The sequence below is a fragment of the Burkholderia humptydooensis genome (assembly GCF_001513745.1).
In the GTDB taxonomy this organism is placed as follows: Bacteria; Pseudomonadota; Gammaproteobacteria; order Burkholderiales; family Burkholderiaceae; genus Burkholderia; species Burkholderia humptydooensis.
The window spans coordinates 940,897-957,697 of record NZ_CP013380.1 but is presented as its reverse complement, the minus strand read 5'-3'; the positions used below and the strand labels follow the sequence as shown (position 1 = coordinate 957,697).

At 66.8% G+C, this 16,801-nt stretch carries 15 protein-coding genes; 8 read left to right on the top strand and 7 right to left on the bottom strand.

Going from position 1 to position 16,801, the window contains the following annotated elements; genetic code table 11:
* Positions 1 to 319: 319 nt before the first annotated feature.
* The gene (locus AQ610_RS04390; protein WP_009913395.1) at positions 320 to 745 is read right to left on the bottom strand and encodes a winged helix-turn-helix transcriptional regulator; all 426 of its coding nucleotides are present in this window, start codon (positions 743 to 745) and stop codon (positions 320 to 322) included.
* Positions 746 to 916: 171 nt separating this feature from the next.
* Here AQ610_RS04390 and AQ610_RS04385 point away from each other — a divergent pair, with 171 nt between their 5' ends.
* A complete protein-coding gene (locus tag AQ610_RS04385) occupies positions 917 to 1,924 on the top strand; it encodes a zinc-dependent alcohol dehydrogenase family protein (RefSeq protein ID WP_009913397.1) in 1,008 nt (335 codons plus the stop codon).
* A gap of 42 nt (positions 1,925 to 1,966) precedes the next feature.
* Here the strand turns inward: AQ610_RS04385 and AQ610_RS04380 are convergent, their stop codons facing one another.
* The 6 genes from AQ610_RS04380 to AQ610_RS04355 all read right to left on the bottom strand — a co-directional run bounded on the left by AQ610_RS04380 (position 1,967) and on the right by AQ610_RS04355 (position 9,101).
* On the bottom strand, positions 1,967 to 2,986 hold the full coding sequence (locus tag AQ610_RS04380; protein WP_006025487.1) for a hypothetical protein: 1,020 nt from the start codon (positions 2,984 to 2,986) through the stop codon (positions 1,967 to 1,969).
* A gap of 487 nt (positions 2,987 to 3,473) precedes the next feature.
* Positions 3,474 to 3,989, bottom strand: coding sequence for a PraA/PraB family alkane oxidation protein activator (locus tag AQ610_RS04375; protein WP_009913399.1), 516 nt, complete (start codon positions 3,987 to 3,989; stop codon positions 3,474 to 3,476).
* Between the two features lie 117 nt (positions 3,990 to 4,106).
* On the bottom strand, positions 4,107 to 4,931 hold the full coding sequence (locus AQ610_RS04370) for an OmpW/AlkL family protein (RefSeq protein WP_006025485.1): 825 nt from the start codon (positions 4,929 to 4,931) through the stop codon (positions 4,107 to 4,109).
* A gap of 79 nt (positions 4,932 to 5,010) precedes the next feature.
* Complete coding sequence (locus tag AQ610_RS04365; RefSeq protein WP_006025484.1) at positions 5,011 to 6,264, bottom strand: DUF2957 domain-containing protein; 1,254 nt, start codon at positions 6,262 to 6,264, stop codon at positions 5,011 to 5,013.
* 58 nt (positions 6,265 to 6,322) lie between these two features.
* Positions 6,323 to 7,921: a DUF2957 domain-containing protein gene (locus tag AQ610_RS04360; protein WP_009913401.1), complete on the bottom strand. Its 1,599-nt coding sequence runs from the start codon at positions 7,919 to 7,921 to the stop codon at positions 6,323 to 6,325.
* Positions 7,922 to 8,654: 733 nt separating this feature from the next.
* Positions 8,655 to 9,101 (bottom strand): winged helix-turn-helix transcriptional regulator, encoded by a 447-nt coding sequence (locus AQ610_RS04355; RefSeq protein WP_006025482.1) that lies wholly within the window; start codon positions 9,099 to 9,101, stop codon positions 8,655 to 8,657.
* A 284-nt stretch (positions 9,102 to 9,385) separates the two neighbouring features.
* Between AQ610_RS04355 and AQ610_RS04350 the strand changes: the two genes are divergently transcribed.
* The 7 genes from AQ610_RS04350 (at position 9,386) to AQ610_RS04315 (ending at position 16,539) form a co-directional block, all read left to right on the top strand.
* Positions 9,386 to 10,621, top strand: coding sequence for a MoaF-related domain-containing protein (locus AQ610_RS04350; RefSeq protein ID WP_080594963.1), 1,236 nt, complete (start codon positions 9,386 to 9,388; stop codon positions 10,619 to 10,621).
* Between the two features lie 96 nt (positions 10,622 to 10,717).
* Positions 10,718 to 11,305, top strand: coding sequence for a helix-turn-helix domain-containing protein (locus AQ610_RS04345; protein ID WP_009913402.1), 588 nt, complete (start codon positions 10,718 to 10,720; stop codon positions 11,303 to 11,305).
* Positions 11,302 to 11,829 carry a GNAT family N-acetyltransferase gene (locus tag AQ610_RS04340; protein WP_006025479.1) on the top strand — a complete coding sequence of 176 codons (528 nt, stop codon included), beginning with the start codon at positions 11,302 to 11,304 and terminating at the stop codon, positions 11,827 to 11,829. The genes AQ610_RS04345 and AQ610_RS04340 overlap by 4 nt, the downstream gene beginning before the upstream one ends.
* Positions 11,830 to 12,104: 275 nt before the next feature.
* Positions 12,105 to 12,722, top strand: a complete 618-nt coding sequence (locus AQ610_RS04330; RefSeq protein ID WP_006025478.1) for a LysE family translocator — start codon at positions 12,105 to 12,107, stop codon at positions 12,720 to 12,722.
* Between the two features lie 172 nt (positions 12,723 to 12,894).
* The gene (locus AQ610_RS04325) at positions 12,895 to 14,031 is read left to right on the top strand and encodes a glycerophosphodiester phosphodiesterase (RefSeq protein WP_006025477.1); all 1,137 of its coding nucleotides are present in this window, start codon (positions 12,895 to 12,897) and stop codon (positions 14,029 to 14,031) included.
* Positions 14,032 to 14,160: 129 nt separating this feature from the next.
* The gene (locus AQ610_RS04320) at positions 14,161 to 15,603 is read left to right on the top strand and encodes a DHA2 family efflux MFS transporter permease subunit (RefSeq protein WP_006025476.1); all 1,443 of its coding nucleotides are present in this window, start codon (positions 14,161 to 14,163) and stop codon (positions 15,601 to 15,603) included.
* A 141-nt stretch (positions 15,604 to 15,744) separates the two neighbouring features.
* On the top strand, positions 15,745 to 16,539 hold the full coding sequence (locus AQ610_RS04315) for a sulfite exporter TauE/SafE family protein (protein ID WP_009913406.1): 795 nt from the start codon (positions 15,745 to 15,747) through the stop codon (positions 16,537 to 16,539).
* Positions 16,540 to 16,801 lie beyond the last annotated feature (262 nt).

The window sequence follows — 16,801 nt, the reverse complement described above, 5'->3', positions numbered from 1 at the left end:
TGCGCACACATTCCTTCCAAAATTTCACAATATTCCGTTTTGAATGAATAAGAAATGTCGATCCGAAAATTTTTCGGATCATGCCGTTCGCGCAAAAAAGATCGAATGAACTCGTGGCTGTTCATGAAGCGGACATCTTCGTCGGTATCTGGCACGGCGATCCACGCTTCCAAAGACGAGAAGGGAAAAGCCCGCGCCGAAGATCTCGACCGGCGTCCAGAGGAGCGCCCGCGACGTGCTTGTCGTGGACGTCGATCCCGCATCCGGGCTTGAAAAATCAGGCGAAGGCGCGCCTGGCCGATCCGCGGTCATCGGCGCGCTACGCGGCCTTCATCGCGCCGGCCGTGCGTTTGCGTGGCCGAGCCGGTGCGTCGCAGGTCGCCGCGTCGCGCGCCGACTCGGTCGAACCCACGGCCAACTGATGCGTCCGATACGCATCGCCCCATTCGCGCAAGCTGATCAGCACGGGCGCGAGCGTCTTGCCGAACGGCGTCAGTTCGTATTCGACCTTCGGCGGCACCTGCGGGTAGACGTGGCGCACGACGATCCCGTCCGCCTCGAGCTCACGCAATTGCAGCGTCAGCATTCGCTGCGTCGTGTTCGGCATCAGCCGCGTGAGCTCCATGAAGCGCTTCTTCTCCTTCAAGAGATGAAACAGGATCACGGGCTTCCACAATCCACCGATGACGGAAAGGGTCACCTCGACGGAACACCCGCTCTTGCTGTCGAAACGCTTCGGTCGCATCGCGCATATACCTACAAAATTGATAGTACCGGCTTTAATTGTACGTTCTTGCATCGAAAGAAGTACATGCGGACAATTTGCTCATCCGCCGCCGGCTGCCCCCAGCCGGCCGTTCCGGGCGCATCGTTCGCACACCGCGCGATGCGCTCGCCACTCACAGGAGTCGAATCGATGAAAGCCATCATGCTGCGCCAGCCCGCCGGCCTCGAGCATCTCGAACGCGTGACGCTCGCCGATCCGGGCGCGCCCGCCTCGGGAGAAATCCGCGTTCGCATTCACGCGAGCTCGCTCAACTATCACGACCTCGGCGTCGTCACGGGCAGGCTGAGCACTGCCGACAAACGCATTCCGATGTCGGACGGCGCGGGCGTCGTCGAAGCGATCGGCGAAGGCGTCACGGAGTTCGCGCCCGGCGATGCGGTCGTGTCGACCTTCTTCCCGCAATGGCTCGACGGCGGGCCGACCACCGCGGACTTCACGACGGTGCCGGGCGATGGCGTCGACGGCTACGCGCGCGAGGCGGTCGTGCGCCCCGCGCACTGGTTCACGCACGCGCCGAAGGGCTACACGCACGAAGAAGCCGCGACGCTGACGACAGCGGGCCTCACCGCCTGGCGCGCACTCGTCGTCGACGGAGGCTTGAAGGCGGGAGACAGCGTGCTCGTGCTCGGCACGGGCGGCGTGTCGATCTTCGCGCTGCAGTTCGCGAAACGCATGGGCGCGACCGTGATCGCCACGTCGTCGTCGGACGAGAAGCTGGAGCGGGCGCGTGCGCTCGGCGCGGATCACGTCGTCAACTATCGTCGCGACGCAAACTGGGCGGCGAAGGTGCTCGAACAAACGAGCGGGCGCGGCGTCGACCACGTGATCGAAGTGGGCGGCCCCGACACGCTCCCGCAATCGATCCAGGCATGCCGGATCGGCGGCCATATCGCGCTGATCGGCGTGCTGACCGGCATTGCCGGCCCCGTGCCGACCGTCGCGCTGATGGCCCGCCAGCAGAACCTGCAAGGCCTGATCGTCGGCAGCCGCCGGCATCAGATCGACATGGTGCGCGCAATCGACGCGACCGGCATCAAGCCGATCATCGATCGCGCGTACGCGCTTGACGACATCGCCGACGCCTTCAGCCACCAGGCCGCCGGCAAGCACTTCGGCAAGATCTGCCTGTCGATCTGAGCAAAACGGCGCGAGCCGCGCCGCGCGCGCGGCTCGCGCCGTTCAGCGCATCGATCTGCGCCTCGTGTGAACGATCGGATTGTGCTGCGACGTGAAGCTCATCGACGCGGCCACGCGCGCCAGCGCGGCCTCGCCCGCCTCGCCGATCCCGCTGCGCGCGGGCGACGCGAGCAGCATGTCGAGCCAGGCGCTCAGCGCGTCGCGATGAAACCGCGCGGAGATCGAGGCAACGGCCTGCGGCGCCGCGATCATCACGCCCGCGAGCAGGTAATACGCCCAGAAGCTGTCCGCGCCCGTCAGACGCTCGAGCCGGCAAACGGCAAGCGCGGCGAGCAGCCCTTCCGTCGACGCAAGGTCCCGGCGCTCGCGAAGAATCGCGGCGGCGACGCCGTTGTGCTCGCCGCCATATGCATCGACGGTGACCGTCGCATTCGTCGCGAGCGTCGCCGAAAACGCGGCCAACGCGGCCAACGCGTCGACACGCCTCTCGTGCGCGCCCCACATGCGTGCGATCGCCCGGTCGATCACCCGCCCCGCCGCCGGCCCATCGAAGCTGACGATGCCGCGCATCGCATCGTCCGCGGCTTCGCCATCCGCCGCGAACGCGCGCCCGATGCCAAACTCGATCGAATCGAGCGCGGCCCAGCCGACTTCGGGATCGTCGTAGCCGAGTGCGTCGGCGACGCCGTACGCACCGTCGAACACGGCCTTCGAACCCGGCAGGTAGCGGTCGACGGCCGCAAGCAGCCGTTTCGTCGGCGTGCGCGCCAATGCGCCATATTCGGCGGCGAGCGCCGTGTCGGCGGATGTGCCGTTGCCCCGCAGCGCCGCGAGCAGTTCGTTCAGGAGATCGGCGTCGGCCGTCGGCCCGCGCCGCGCATGCGCGTCCGCTCTCGCGAGCGTGTTGCACGCGGCAGTCGCGACGCGCGCTTCGCGGCTTGACGCCGCAGCGGATGCGAAACGCTCCGCGTGATCGAGGAGATGCCGAAGCCATGCTGCCGTGCGCAAGCTGCCGAGCGACGGGCCTTCGGCGTCGACGCGATGATTATGACTGTCAGGCATGGGTCATCCGAGAAATAGCGATGCGGATCGTGTCCGCACTCGGGCGACGGCAACTGTCGCTGCACGTCGCGCGCGCCGCCCTCGCCCATGCGTCGAAGGCTCGGTCCCGCGCGGCGTGTCGATGCTCGAACGCGTCGCCCCATTCTTTTCGACAACGGCCGACTCGCGCCCACCTTGCACTCGATCGGGCTCCGAAGCATCGGCACGACGGTCCCCTCGCCTTCATGCTCGTCTCGCATACCAGCGTGCGCCCCGTGCACGCATGCGCGACGCGCATCGCGGCGCGACGCGCTTGCCCCTCCAGCGCGATCGCGATGCTCGCCAGGCCGCACATGCCGGCACAACGGCATGTGCGGCTGCCCTCGCGTCAGGCGACTTTCCGTCACTCGTCGTCTTGCGAACGCGGCGGCTCCTGGCAGCCGCATTCGCGCGATGCACGCGGGCGGCTCATGATCGACGAGCCGCCCTGCGCCGAAACCGTGACGAATTACTGGACGTGGAACTTCGGCGACGTCACGACCGTCCCCGTGACCTTGCAGTCCGGCGCCAGCGCCGCATTGCTGAAGGTGAGCGACGAGTTCGTATCGCTCCACGCCGTCACGACCTTGCTCGGGCCGCACTGGCCGAGCAGCGACACGTTGACCTGCACGTTGTTGATCGTCAGTTGTGTTGCGCTGTCGGCCTGGCCCGTCCACGGATTCAGGCCGCTTGCGCTGCCCTTGATGAGGCTGCACAGGCTGTTGGTGCCGGTAAACGTCGTCGACGTGATGTTGACGATGCCTGCGGGCGTGATTGTGCCGTTGAACGTCGCGACACAGTTCGCGCTGATCGATCCCTTCGACAGCAGCGTTTCGTAGGGCGCCGACGTCGCCGAGAACGGCTCGCCGTTCGGGTTCATCGGCTGCCCGTCGGCGCGGGACACGGTGACGGCGAGTGCGGGCGTAGCTGCGGCCGCTGCGAATGCCAGCGCGACAACGAACGGAACAAATTTACGGTTACGCATGGGTCTGCCTCACTTGACGAATGGCGGCTTGCCGCCAGTGGCGTGACGTTGCGGCTGACGAACCTCGGTCCGCTCGGTCACAAGGAAGCCCGGGCGCCGGCGCCGCGCGCCCGCGGCTCAGAACTTGTAGGAAATCCCCACGAACGTGATGAGCGGATCGGCCTTCAGTTTCGTGCGCGTCGTTGCGAGCGTCGTGCCGTCGGCGGCCTTGATGACGAGCGACGAGTACGTCTTGAGCGGCATGTACGACAGCGTCGCCGTCAGCGCCCAGCTTTTCGCGAACGCGTAGCTCGCGCCGATGTTGTAGACCGGCGTGAACGACGACGAGGCCTTCCCCTCGACCGACGTCGGCCCCGGCTTGCCGGCGCCCGCGGCGAGCACGCTGCCGAGGTTGTCGTTGATGTCCTTGGCAAAATTTCCGTTGAGCTCGATGTTCGAGAACCAGCTATACGCGACGCCGATGCCGACGAACGGCCGGAACTTCGCGGTCGGCGAATTGAAGTAGTAGTTCAGGATGACCGTCGGGCTCCATTGCCGCGCATTCTTCACGGCGGGCTGATTCGCCGGATTGCCGAGATCGACGTTGCCGAGCGAGCCCGACGGACCGGGCGGCCTGATCACGCCGTGCCCCGTCAACGCGAATTCCGGCGGAATCCCGAGCACGGACGTCACCGCGATGTGATCGGTGAAGAAATACGTGAACGTGAGGCCCACCGTGTCCGCATTGTTGACCGTGAGACTCGTGCCCGGCGACGTGAACGAGCCGGGCAGCCGCAGCGGCCCGTTGATCGGCGAGTTCACGACGTTGGTGGTGAGGCCGTTGGTCGAATCCTGCGGCATCACGTGGAGCCAGCCGAGCGTCGCGACCAAGTCGCCCGCCTGCTGTGCGAAAGCGCCCGTCGATGCACCGGCAACGACGCACGCGGCAATCAGCTTCTTCATGAGGTCTCCTGATACTTCGATCGCGCGATGCGCGCCCGCGGGCCGCGCATCGCCGTGTGTCTCCTGTCTTGCGCGAGGCTTATTGCACGAACGCGCCCACCGTGAAGTACGGGTTGTTGACATCGCTCATGTCGAGAAAGCCGAATACGCCGCCCGTGAAGACAAACTTGCCGGTGGGCGGCCCCGACGCCGCACTGGTCTGGACTGTCGTCACGACGCCCGGCACGGCCTGCGTGTAGTCGAGATTGAGCGAGCGCGTGAGCGCGACCTGCGACGCATGGAACGGATCGAGCAGCGTCGCCTGCGCGCCGACGAGCGCGGTGGCGCGGTAATCGAGCAGGCTGTCGACGCCCGTGTACTCGCCGTCTTGCGAGCCCAATGCGAGCGTCTTCTGCGGGCTCAGGATCGAGATCCCCGATTCGTCGTCCGCGACGGGCGCGCCTTGCGTCAGATCGCCATTCGCCGCGCCGGTGCGAATGAAGACCGGCACCAGTTGATCGCGCAGCTTGCCGACGATCAGGATGCCCTTGCCCGCCTTCGAAGGATCGAGCGAAGCGAGCGTCGGCGGAATCTGCGGCTGATAGTTGAGCGACTGGAACACGGGCGCGTCGGCGCGCAGCGTCAGCTTCTGATTGACGATCGCGCTCGACGCGAGCGGCTGGCCGCCGTTCTTCTTGCCGAAGTTGTCGGTCTCGACGTACGTGCCGTCCGCATTGATCGTGACCTTCGCGTCGACGGCCGCCTGCGCGAAGTTCTGCGACGGCACCTGGTGATAGCCGAGCTGGTTGTAGTTGCCCGCGATCTTCGAAAGATCGGTCTCCTGATCGGAGAAGCTGATGAACGGATAGTACGGGAACGTCGTCTTCGGAATCTGCCCGACGCCGATCACGCCGCCGAATTGAATCGTCGCGCCGGGAATCGCGCCGCCCAGCACGCCCTCGCCGAGGAACACGCGCGCCGGGCGGCTCGGATCGAGGCTCGCGTTGTTCAGCCGGAACGTGCACTGGTTGAGCTTCTCGGTCGGCAGGCCCGTCTCGTCCGTCAGCGTTCCCGTCACGATGTTGTTCGGCGGCGTATCTCGGGTCGGCTGCACGGTGCCCGTCGTCGCCGGCACCGGCGACGCGAGATACGTGATCTGGAACGTCATCTTCGTCGTGTCGAGCTGCACGCGAACCAGCTCGCCCGAGCCGGAGCCGCCCGTAAACACGGTGTTGTAGTCGATCGTCTTCGGGCACAGCCGGACGACGGGCGCGGGCGGCGGATCGTCACCGCCGCCGCAGGCGCTCAGGACGGAAGCCAATACGGCGGCAGCCAGCGATTTTCTCCAATACATAGGAATCCTCGATATTTTGAAGTCCGCGGCGGCGCGCCGGCCGCCGCGAAGTCATGCGTTACTGAACGAAAGCGCCGACCGTGAAGAACGGGTTGTACTGGCTGTTGTTGACGACCATCCCGTAGACGTTGCCGACCTTGATGAGCCAGCCGTAATCTCCCTTCCTGAAGATCGCGACCGTGCCCGCGCTGCCTTGCGCGTCGAAGTCGCGCGTCGCCGTCACCTTGATCTTGCCGGGCGTCGTCTGTGTGTAGTCCACCGAGAACTGCGCGCTCACCGACGACGTCATCGGGTCCAGGAACGCGGCGGTCGCGCCCTGGAACAGCGTCGACGTATAGTTCGCCGCGAGCGTCGACACGGCCGAGCCATCCGTGCAATTGCCGGCGGACGGATAGAAGAAGCCGTCTCGATACGTGCCGGGCAATTCGGGATGAGGCACCGTGTTGTCGAACGCGGAACCGCTGTTGGCGGGGGCTGTCGAGGTGCCGCCGAAGCTCACGACGCCGCACGCGACCGCGCTCGTCGCGCCGATGTAGCCGCCTTGCAGCGAATTCGCCGCGACCGGCGTGGCGGGCGCGAGCACCGAGATGCCGATCTCCGCGTCCGCGACCGATCCGAGCGGATTGCCCGAGTCGACGTTCGCGTAGCCGACGCGAATGACGACGGGCACGAGCTGGCCATTGAGCCTGCCGACGATCATCACGCCCTGCGCCTGGCTCGGCGTCACGATCACGAGCGGTTGCCCTTGCCCGGCGGACGGATACGGCTGGTTCGGCTGCGGATGGCTCACGAACACGTTGTCGGACGTGCCGTCCGCGTTCTTGCGCAGCGTCCACGGGGTGCCCGTCGTGCGGCACGAATAGTCGCTGCCCGGCGTGATCGTGCACGAGCCGTCCGCGTTGAGCGTCTGCGTCCAGTTCACGACGTCCGGCTGCCAGCCTTGCGGCGCCACTGTCTGGAACGACGTGCCCGTCGGCTGAAGATGCACGCCGACTTCGTTGTATACGCCCGCCACTTTCGTGAAGTCCGTTTCGGTGTCCGTAAAGCCGATGAACGGATAGAAATCGAACGTGCGCGATGGCACCGCGCCGATCGTGAACCCCGGGAACAGTTCGAGGCCCGGGAACGCGACCGTCGCGCCCGGAATCCCGCCGCCCACGACGCCCATGCCGACGAACAGCATCGGCGGATCGGCGCGGTTGATCGTCACCGAGTACGCGCCATCGCTCGTCGCGCCGTTGTCGAGCACGAACGCACAGCGATTCTGCTCGGCGGTCGGCAGCCCGGTCGCGTTGTGGAACGTGCCGCTGATCGCGAGGCCGGCGCGCGTGTTGTTGATCTGCCCCGCCGACGTCGGCACCGACGATGCGACGAACTGCATCTGGTAAGTCTTCTTCGCCGTATCGAACTTGACCTTCACGTATTCGCCGCTACCCGAGCCGCCCGTGTACGTCGTCGAGTAATCAAGCGCGTCGGGACACAGCTTCGTCACCGTCGGCGGCGTCGTGCTCGGCCCGCTCGGCGGACACGAGCCTCCCGAGCACTGCCCGACTTGAATCGGGCCGGGATCGTCCCCGCCGCCGCAGCCGGCGACGAACGGCATCGCGGCAACCACACAGGACAGCACGGCTGCGCGAAGATTAGGAATGCAAAGCATCACCCCTCCTTTTTGATCGAATCCGGTCTCGTCCGGCGTAGCGTGATCACCCGCCGGCTGGTTGGTATTTCGGTGTCGCCGTCGGCGACGCGGCAATTCGCGACGCCTGGCCGCAAGCGCGAACAGTGCTGATCCGGCACGCGGAATTCAATGCGCGCGCCGATTCGCGGCGCGGCATGGCAATGCGGCGCCCTCAAGCGGAAAATTGAATGAAAATCGACGGCTAATTGGCGATGCGATTGCGCAGGAAAGCAATGCGTGCGACGACTTCCCGAACGGGAATTTGAAAATACAGCGGCTCCGCCGCCCCCTCGTATGTGCGTATCATCCTCAGTCTCCGTAAGTACGCTCGTAGTTATCGTGCTGCTTTATTTGCCATGACTATGATCCGATGAATCGGCCATGTAAACCGACACATGGTTCCAAACATTCGGGCCACGACAAACCTCGACCGTTCAATGCTCTCAACGTTTTTTCAAACATCGTACCAGATCATGTCAAATTCCGATCGAACAGCTTTCGCATCGCTTTCTCGTCAGCATAATGAATGACGCAGCGCACCAAGGCAACCCTTTCCGCACTTTTCTCTCGTTTCGCACGACAGAGGAAACAATGGCGATGATTCGATTCGTTTGAAAAGCGTCCGGCGGAAATGAAAATCACATCGCCGCGATATTTATTTTTCTCGATTTTCCGCAACGCTGATGCCGATGCGCCGAACGCCTGCGATCGCTCAGGCGCTCGCGTGATCCTGCTGAGCGTCGTAGGCCGTGCGCGCATCGAGCACGGCGTCGATGTGCGTTTCCGCCCACACGATGATCGGCGAGATCGAGCGCGCGAGCGTGTGGCCGAGCGGCGTCAACGCATATTCGACAGACACCGGCACCGTCGCGTATACGGTGCGCGTGACGAGCCCATCTCGCTCGAGCCGCTTGAGCGTTTGCGACAGCACCTTCTGCGACAGGCCTTCGATATGCCGCAGCAGCGCGTTGAAGCGCAGCGGCTCGTGCGACAGCAGCGCGAGGATCAGGACGGTCCATTTATCCGCAATGCGATCGAGCACGAGCCGCGTCGGGCATTCCGACGCGTACACGTTGCCCTTGCTCGGCGCGTCGAGCAGCGAGGGTTTCCTCTCGGTAATCTGCTCACCATCGGGTGCGTTCTTTCGCATCGTTGCCATCCAGTCTATAGTTTCTTCCGGTAACTACCCGCGGCGTAGATACTAGCACCGTTTGCACGACGGCCCGTTTCCGCGCCGCAACGTATATCGACGCACGCTGCAAGGCTTTCGCGGTGATCGACGACATCATCGGTTTCGCGTCGATCCATCGATTCGTTTTACTAACTTTCTTACAGCGAGGTGAGCGCCCAGAAACCGTTCCGACGACACCGTCCTGCCTCGACGACGCTGCATCGCCTGCTTGCGTCGCCCATACGACACCAAGACTTCTCAGGGAATCCTTCATGTTCTTACGCTCTCTCGTGGCGCTCGCCGCCGCAGCCGCCCCGATGCTCGGCGCGATCCCCGCGCACGCGGCCGGCGCCGGCGCGCCGCTTCAGATCGACGTCTACAACCCCGGCGAAAAGAGCCTCTTTCCCGTCTCGTCCGAGATCGTCACGGGCAGGACCGGCACGATCCTCATCGACGCACAGTTCCAGCGCAACGACGCCGAAGCGCTCGTCAACAGGATCAAGGCGACCGGCAAGCCGCTCAAGCTCGTCTATGTCAGCCACAGCGATCCGGACTACTACTTCGGCCTCGACACGATCATGGCCGCGTTCCCGGACGCGAAGATCGTCGCGACGCCGCAGACGGTCGCCGCGATCAAGGCGACCAAGGACGACAAGCTCGCGTACTGGGGGCCGATCCTGAAGGACAACGCGCCGCGCGCGCTCGTCGTGCCGCAGCCGCTTGGCGGCGACAGGCTCACGCTCGACGGCCACGAACTGCGCGTCGTCGGCCTCGGCGGTCCGTCGCCCGACCGCACCTTCGTGTCGATCCCGTCCGCGCATGCGGTCGTCGGCGGCATACCGGTCGCGGCGAACATCCATGTGTGGATTGCCGATACGCAGACGCCGGAGTCGCGCCGCAACTGGATCAGAACGCTCGACCGGATCGCGGCGCTGCGTCCGTTGCGCGTCGTGCCCGGCCACTACCTCGCGAATCCGGACGGCAGCGAGCCGTACACGCTCGCGTCCGTGAAGTTCACGCGCGACTACCTGGCCGCATTCGAAACAGAAGCCGCGAAGGCAAAAAATTCCGGAGAACTGATTGCCGCGATGAAGGCGCGCTATCCGAATCTCGCCGACGTGGCGTCGCTCGAAATGAGCGCGAAGGTCATCAAGGGCGAGATGCAGTGGCCCGTCGGCGTCGGCGCGGCGTCCGCGTTCCCCGCCGCGGGCAAGAAGGCGCTCGTGCAGTTCGGCGACATCGGCTTTCGCCTCGACTTCAAGGACGACCACACGATGACGTTCGTCGGCACGTCCGGCCAGTACCAGGGCGCAACCGACACAGTCGAATACGAGGCGACGCAGATCCGACCGCAAGTGTTCATGGTCCATTGGCACGAGCCGAAGAGCGGCGACAACGTCGTGCACGTCGAAGATTTCGAGAACGGCGTCGTCTACACGAACATCGCGCACCGCAACGGCGAGTTCCAGCATCTGAAGGGAACGATTCGCATCGAGGACGCGAAGTAAGCCAGCGTCAGCGCATCGAACCACCGCACAGGCCTCGTGTTCGTCTTCCCGACCATAGTCTAGTATTCTGGATTTTATTCCAATATACTGGAGCGCATGGATGTCAACCAACTGATCGCGCGCCGTGTGCGCGCCCTTCGGGATCGTCGCGGCTACTCGCTCGACGCGCTCGCAGAGCGCAGCAAGGTGAGCCGCTCGAACATCTCGCTCATCGAACGCGCGCAGAGCAGCCCGACGGCCGTCGTGCTCGAGCGGCTCGCGAACGCGCTCGGCGTGTCGCTCGCGTCGCTGTTCGAGGACGATCGCGCCGCGCACGCCGCGTCGCCGCTCAGTCGCGCGGCCGAGCAGCCGGTCTGGAAAGATCCGGCGTCGGGCTACGTGCGTCGCAGCCTATCGCCCGCGGCGCCCTCTCCGCTGCAACTCGTCGAAGTGAGGTTTCCGCCGGGCGAGCGCGTCGCGTACGACAGCGGCGAGCGCAACGCCGACTTCCATCAGCAGATCTGGATGCTCGAGGGCGAGATGGACATCGCGAGCGGCGACGAGACGTGGCATGTCGCGGCCGGCGACTGTCTCGCGATGCGTCTCAATCGCCCGGCCATCTTTTTCAATCCGGGCCGCAAGGCCGCGCGCTACATCGTCGCGCTCGCCGCGGCGAACGCTGTCCGTACCGGGAGAATCGATTGAGCGATGCAATCGACGTGCGATGCATCGGCCCGAACGAAGCGGCCGCATGCGTCGACGCGCTGTCCGACGTGCTGATCGATTGCGTCGACGGTGGCGCGTCGGTGAGCTTCATGGCGCCGCTCGCGCGAGACAAGGCGCGCGCGTTCTGGCGCGACGTCGCCAATGGCGTCGCGCGCGGCGAGCGCACGCTGTTCGTCGCCGAACACGCCGACGGCCGCATCGTCGGCACCGTCCAGATGATCACGCGCCTGCCCGAAAACCAGCCGCATCGCGCCGACGTCGCGAAGATGCTCGTGCATCGCGACGCGCGGCGGCGCGGCGTCGCGCAGCGGCTGCTTGCCGCGCTCGACGACGCCGCGCGCGCGGCCGGCAAGACCGTCCTCGTGCTCGACACCGTGACGGGCGGCGACGCCGAGCGGCTCTACGAACGCGCGGGATGGCAGCGCGTCGGCGTCGTGCCGGATTACGCGCTGATGCCCGACGGCGCGCCGTGTGCGACGACGTTCTTCTACAAGAAGATCTGAGCGACGGCTCGCGCCTTCTTCGTGCCTTCTTGTGCGCGCTTCTTCGCGCCGCACGCGCCCCCGCCGCCATCTTTCGATTGCCCGACACCGCGGCCGTGCTTTAAGCTCATCCGGACGGCCGTTTCGTCTGCGGATTGCGCCGCGCGCCATGCATGCCGCGTGACGCCTGTCCGTTTCCGCAAACGTCCGCGCGCCGCCGGAACGCGCGTCGGCCGCTTCGGCCCGGCGCGCATCGACGACGGCCGGCCCCGCGTTTACTCGACGAGCGATTCCCCATGACGGTCAACCCCACTCTCGCCTTCATCGCGACGTGCGTCGGCTTCGGCTTCATTCCGGGCCCGGCGCTGCTGCAAACCGTCTCGCTGACGTTGCAGCACGGCCGTCGCGCAGGCGTGCTCTCGGCGCTCGGCATCCATCTCGGCGCGCTCTTGCAGATTTGCGCGGTCGCGATCGGCGCGGTCGTCGTGCTCGACACGTCGCCGTGGCTCTATCACGCGCTGCGCATCGCGGGCGGCGGCTATCTGATCTGGCTCGGCATCCAGCGCATCCGCACGCGCGCCGCCGGCGACGACAGCGCGCCGTCCGCCGCGCCGAAGAACGTGATCTCGTCGAGCGCGCTCATCGAGGCGTCGAATCCGAAATCGGCGCTGTTCTATCTGTCGTTCCTGTTGCAGTTCGTCGACCCGTCCGCTTCGCTCGACGTCGGCTGGCAGCTCTTCCTGCTCGGCGCGGGCGCGAACATGCTGTTCTCGCTCGCCGATCTGACCTGCATCGCGCTCGCGCATCCGCTGCGCAAGCGCGCGGCGCCGGGCGGCGCGGCGATGACGGTCGGGCGCTATCTCGCGGGCGCGCTCTTCATCGCGCTCGGCATCGTCGCGATCGTCGAGCGCTGACGCACGGCCGGCGACGGGCTTGCGGCACCCGACACGACGCCGTCAGCGCGGCGTACAAAAATAGACAGCAATAAGTAATACATATGTAATCATCCGCTGCGACGATCGCATTCCGTCCGCGCCGACGCCCCCCTTTTTCCCTGGCTCGTTTTCGTTTCACAGGATCGACGACATGTTCTTCAAGCGCTCGTTCGCTTTCTCCCCGGTCGCGCTCGCGTGCGCGGCTGCGCTCGCGCTCGCTGCCTGCGGCGGCGACGACCCCGACTACACGCAGCCGATCTCCGCGAAGGTGCAGGTGGTCGGCCATCGCGGCGCGAGCGCGCTGCGCCCCGAGCATACGCTCGCGTCCTACCGCAAGGCGATCGAGGACGGCGCGGACGTGATCGAGCCGGACCTCGTCGCAACGCGCGACGGCGTGCTCGTCGCGCGCCACGAGAACGAGATCTCGGGCACGACGAACGTGTCGGCGCTGCCGCAGTTCGCGAGCCGCAAGACGACGAAGACGATCGACGGCGCGCAGCTCACCGGCTGGTTCACCGAGGACTTCACGCTCGCCGAGCTGAAGACGCTGCGCGCGCGCGAGCGCATCCCGCAGATCCGCCCGGCGAACACCGCGTACGACGATCAGTTCGAGATCCCGACGTTCGACGAGATCGTCGCGCTCGCGAAGCAGATGTCCGCGCAGGTCGGCCGCACGATCCACCTCTATCCGGAGACGAAGCACCCGACCTACTTCCAGTCGATCGGCCTGCCGCTCGAGGACCGCCTCGTCGACGCGCTGCGCAAGAACCCGTACACCGCGCGCGACGCGACTGTCTACATCCAGTCGTTCGAAGTCGCGAACCTGAAGGCGATTCGTGCGCGGATCGGCGCGAGCCAGCCGAACTGGAAACTCGTGCAACTGATGGACGAGCCGAAGCAGCGGCCGTACGACTTCGTGAAAGCGGGCGACGCGCGCACCTACGGCGACCTGTCGACGCAAAGCGGGATGCGCGAGATCGCGACGTATGCGAACGGCGTCGGGCCGTACAAGACGTCGATCATCCCGGTCGGCCCGGACGGCGCGCTGCAGCAGCCGACGCATTACGTGCGCTTCGCGCACGAGGCGGGGCTCGTCGTGCATCCGTATACGTTCCGGCCGGAGAACAACTTCCTGCCGGCGTCGCTGAAGGACGGCGGCGCGCCGGGCGCGCGCAACACGGCGGGATCGGTGCGCGAGATCCAGGCGTATCTGCGCGCGGGCATCGACGGCTTCTTCACCGACGATCCCGCGGTCGGCCGCACCGCCGTCGACACGTTCCGGCGGTAAGCGCCGCGCCGCATGCGGGCCGCGCGCCGCCGCGGCCCGCGCACGAACGAGGCGCCTGTCAGCAACCGGCAGGAAGACGGCTCACGACACGCTTACAATGCTGCCTCCCACCCTTCGGAGGCATTCCCGATGACCCACGGCCTGCACGGCCCGAAGCGCTGGTATGCGCTCGTCGTTCTCTGTCTCGGCGTGCTGATGATCGTGCTCGACTCGACGATCGTCAACGTCGCGCTGCCGTCGATCGGCGCGGATCTGCACTTCACCGAAACCGCGCTCGTCTGGATCGTGAACGCCTACATGCTGACGTTCGGCGGCTGCCTGCTGCTGGGCGGCCGGCTCGGCGACCTGTACGGCCAGCGCCGGATGTTCCTCGCCGGTCTCACGCTCTTCACGCTCGCGTCGCTCGCCTGCGGGCTCGCGCAGACGCAGTTCGTGCTGATCGCCGCGCGCGCGGTGCAGGGGCTCGGCGGCGCGGTCGTGTCGGCCGTCGCGCTGTCGCTCATCATGAATCTCTTCACCGAGCCGGGCGAGCGCGCGAAGGCGATGGGCGTCTACAGCTTCGTCTGCGCGGGCGGCGGCAGCCTCGGCGTGCTGCTCGGCGGCGTCCTCACGAGCATGCTCAGTTGGCACTGGATCTTCCTCGTCAATCTGCCGATCGGCGTCGCCGCCTATGCGCTGTCCGCCGCGCTGCTGCCGAAGGTGCGCGCGCAGGCGGCCGACGCGCAGCTCGACGTCGCGGGCGCGATCGTCGTGACCGCTTCGCTGATGCTCGCCGTCTACGGCATCGTCAACGGCAATGAAGCCGGCTGGCTGTCGACGCAGACGGTCGCGACGCTCGCGGGCGCGGCCGCGCTGCTCGCCGCGTTCATCGCGATCGAGACGCGCGTCGCGCATCCGCTGATGCCGCTCGCGCTCGCCACGCAGCGCAACGTCGCGGTTGCGAACACGATCGGCGTGCTGTGGGCGGCCGCGATGTTCGCATGGTTCTTCCTCTCCGCGCTCTACATGCAGCGCGTGCTCGGCTACGGCCCGCTCCAGGTCGGCCTCGCGTTTCTGCCCACGAACCTGATCATGGCCGCGTTCTCGCTCGGCCTGTCCGCGAAGATCGTGATGCGCTTCGGCATCCGCCGCGCGATCGGCGCCGGCCTCGTCGTCGCGGCCGTCGGCCTGGCCCTCTTCGCGCGCGCGCCCGCCGACGGCGGCTTCGCCGCGCACGTGCTGCCGGGCATGATGCTCGTCGGCGTCGGCGCGGGCGTCGCGTTCAATCCGGTGCTGCTCGCCGCGATGAGCGACGTCGCGCCGAGCGATTCGGGGCTCGCGTCGGGCATCGTCAACACGTCGTTCATGATGGGCGGCGCGCTCGGCCTCGCGGTGCTCGCGAGCGTCGCGTCCGCGCGCACCGACGCGCTCGTCGCCGCGCACGCGGCGCTGCCCGTCGCGCTCAACGGCGGCTATCACGCCGCGTTCGCATGCGGCGCGGCGTTCGCCGCCCTGGCCGCCAGCTTCGCGTTCGCGCTGCGCATCCGCGCGCAGTCGGACGCCGCGGCCGAACTGCAAGGCGCTGTTCACTAAACGGGGAAAAGCGCCGCCGCCCGCCGCATCCGCGGCGCTCGCCCCGATCTTTTTGCACTTTCCCGCATCGATCCGCGAGTTTTGCGACAATGGCGGATTCACTTCGCGCCGTCGCTTTCAAACGCCTAACGCTCTCCGCCGATGTCGTTGCCCCATATCGATCTGTTGTACTCCCTGTCCGGACTCTTCGTCGGTTTTCTCGTCGGCTTGACGGGCGTCGGCGGCGGCTCGCTGATGACGCCGATCCTCGTGCTGCTGTTCAACGTCCACCCGGCGACGGCGGTCGGCACGGACCTGCTCTACGCGGCGATCACGAAGGCGACGGGCACCTTCGTGCACGGGCTCAAGGGCACGGTCGAATGGCGGATCACCGGGCGCCTCGCGGCGGGCAGCGTGCCCGCCGCCGCGATCACGCTATGGTTCCTGCATTCGCACGGCATGCACTCGCAGGAAACCAGCCGGATGATCCAGTTCGTGCTCGGCGCCGCGCTGCTGCTCACGTCGCTGTCGCTGCTGTTCCGCCCGCAGCTCGCCGCGTTCGCCGCGAAGCGCACGCGCGCGCTGCCGCCCAGCCCGGCGCGCACGCTCGCCGCGACCGTGCTCACGGGCGCCGTGCTCGGCGTGCTCGTGTCGCTGACCTCGGTCGGCGCGGGCGCGATCGGCGTGACGGTCCTGCTGCTGTTGTACCCGGCGCTGTCGACGACGCGCATCGTCGGCTCCGACATCGCGCACGCGGTCCCGCTCACGCTCGTCGCGGGCGTCGGGCACTGGATGCTCGGCTCGGTCGACTGGTCGATGCTGGTTTCGCTGCTGATCGGATCGGTGCCCGGCATCGTCGTCGGCAGCCATCTGTCGGCGCGCGCGCCCGAAGGGCTGCTGCGCCGGCTTCTCGCGACGACACTCGTCGCGGTCGGCGCGAAGCTCGTGCTGTCCTGACGCACGGCGGCGCGCCAAGCAGCGTTCGCCGGCGTGCGGCGCGTGCGCGCCTCGCCGCCGTCCTTCGCCCCTTCGCCCCTTCGCGTCGTTCACCCCGCTCGACGCCGCCGGCGAACCGCCGCACCATCGCAAAAAAAACGCCTCGCGAGCGCCATGCGCGCGCGAGGCGAAGATCGCCGCGAAGCCGCCGTTTGTGTGAACCGCGCCGCTTGCTGCCGCTTGCCGCCGCGTGACGGCGGCGGGCGGGCGGCGGGCGGCGCGG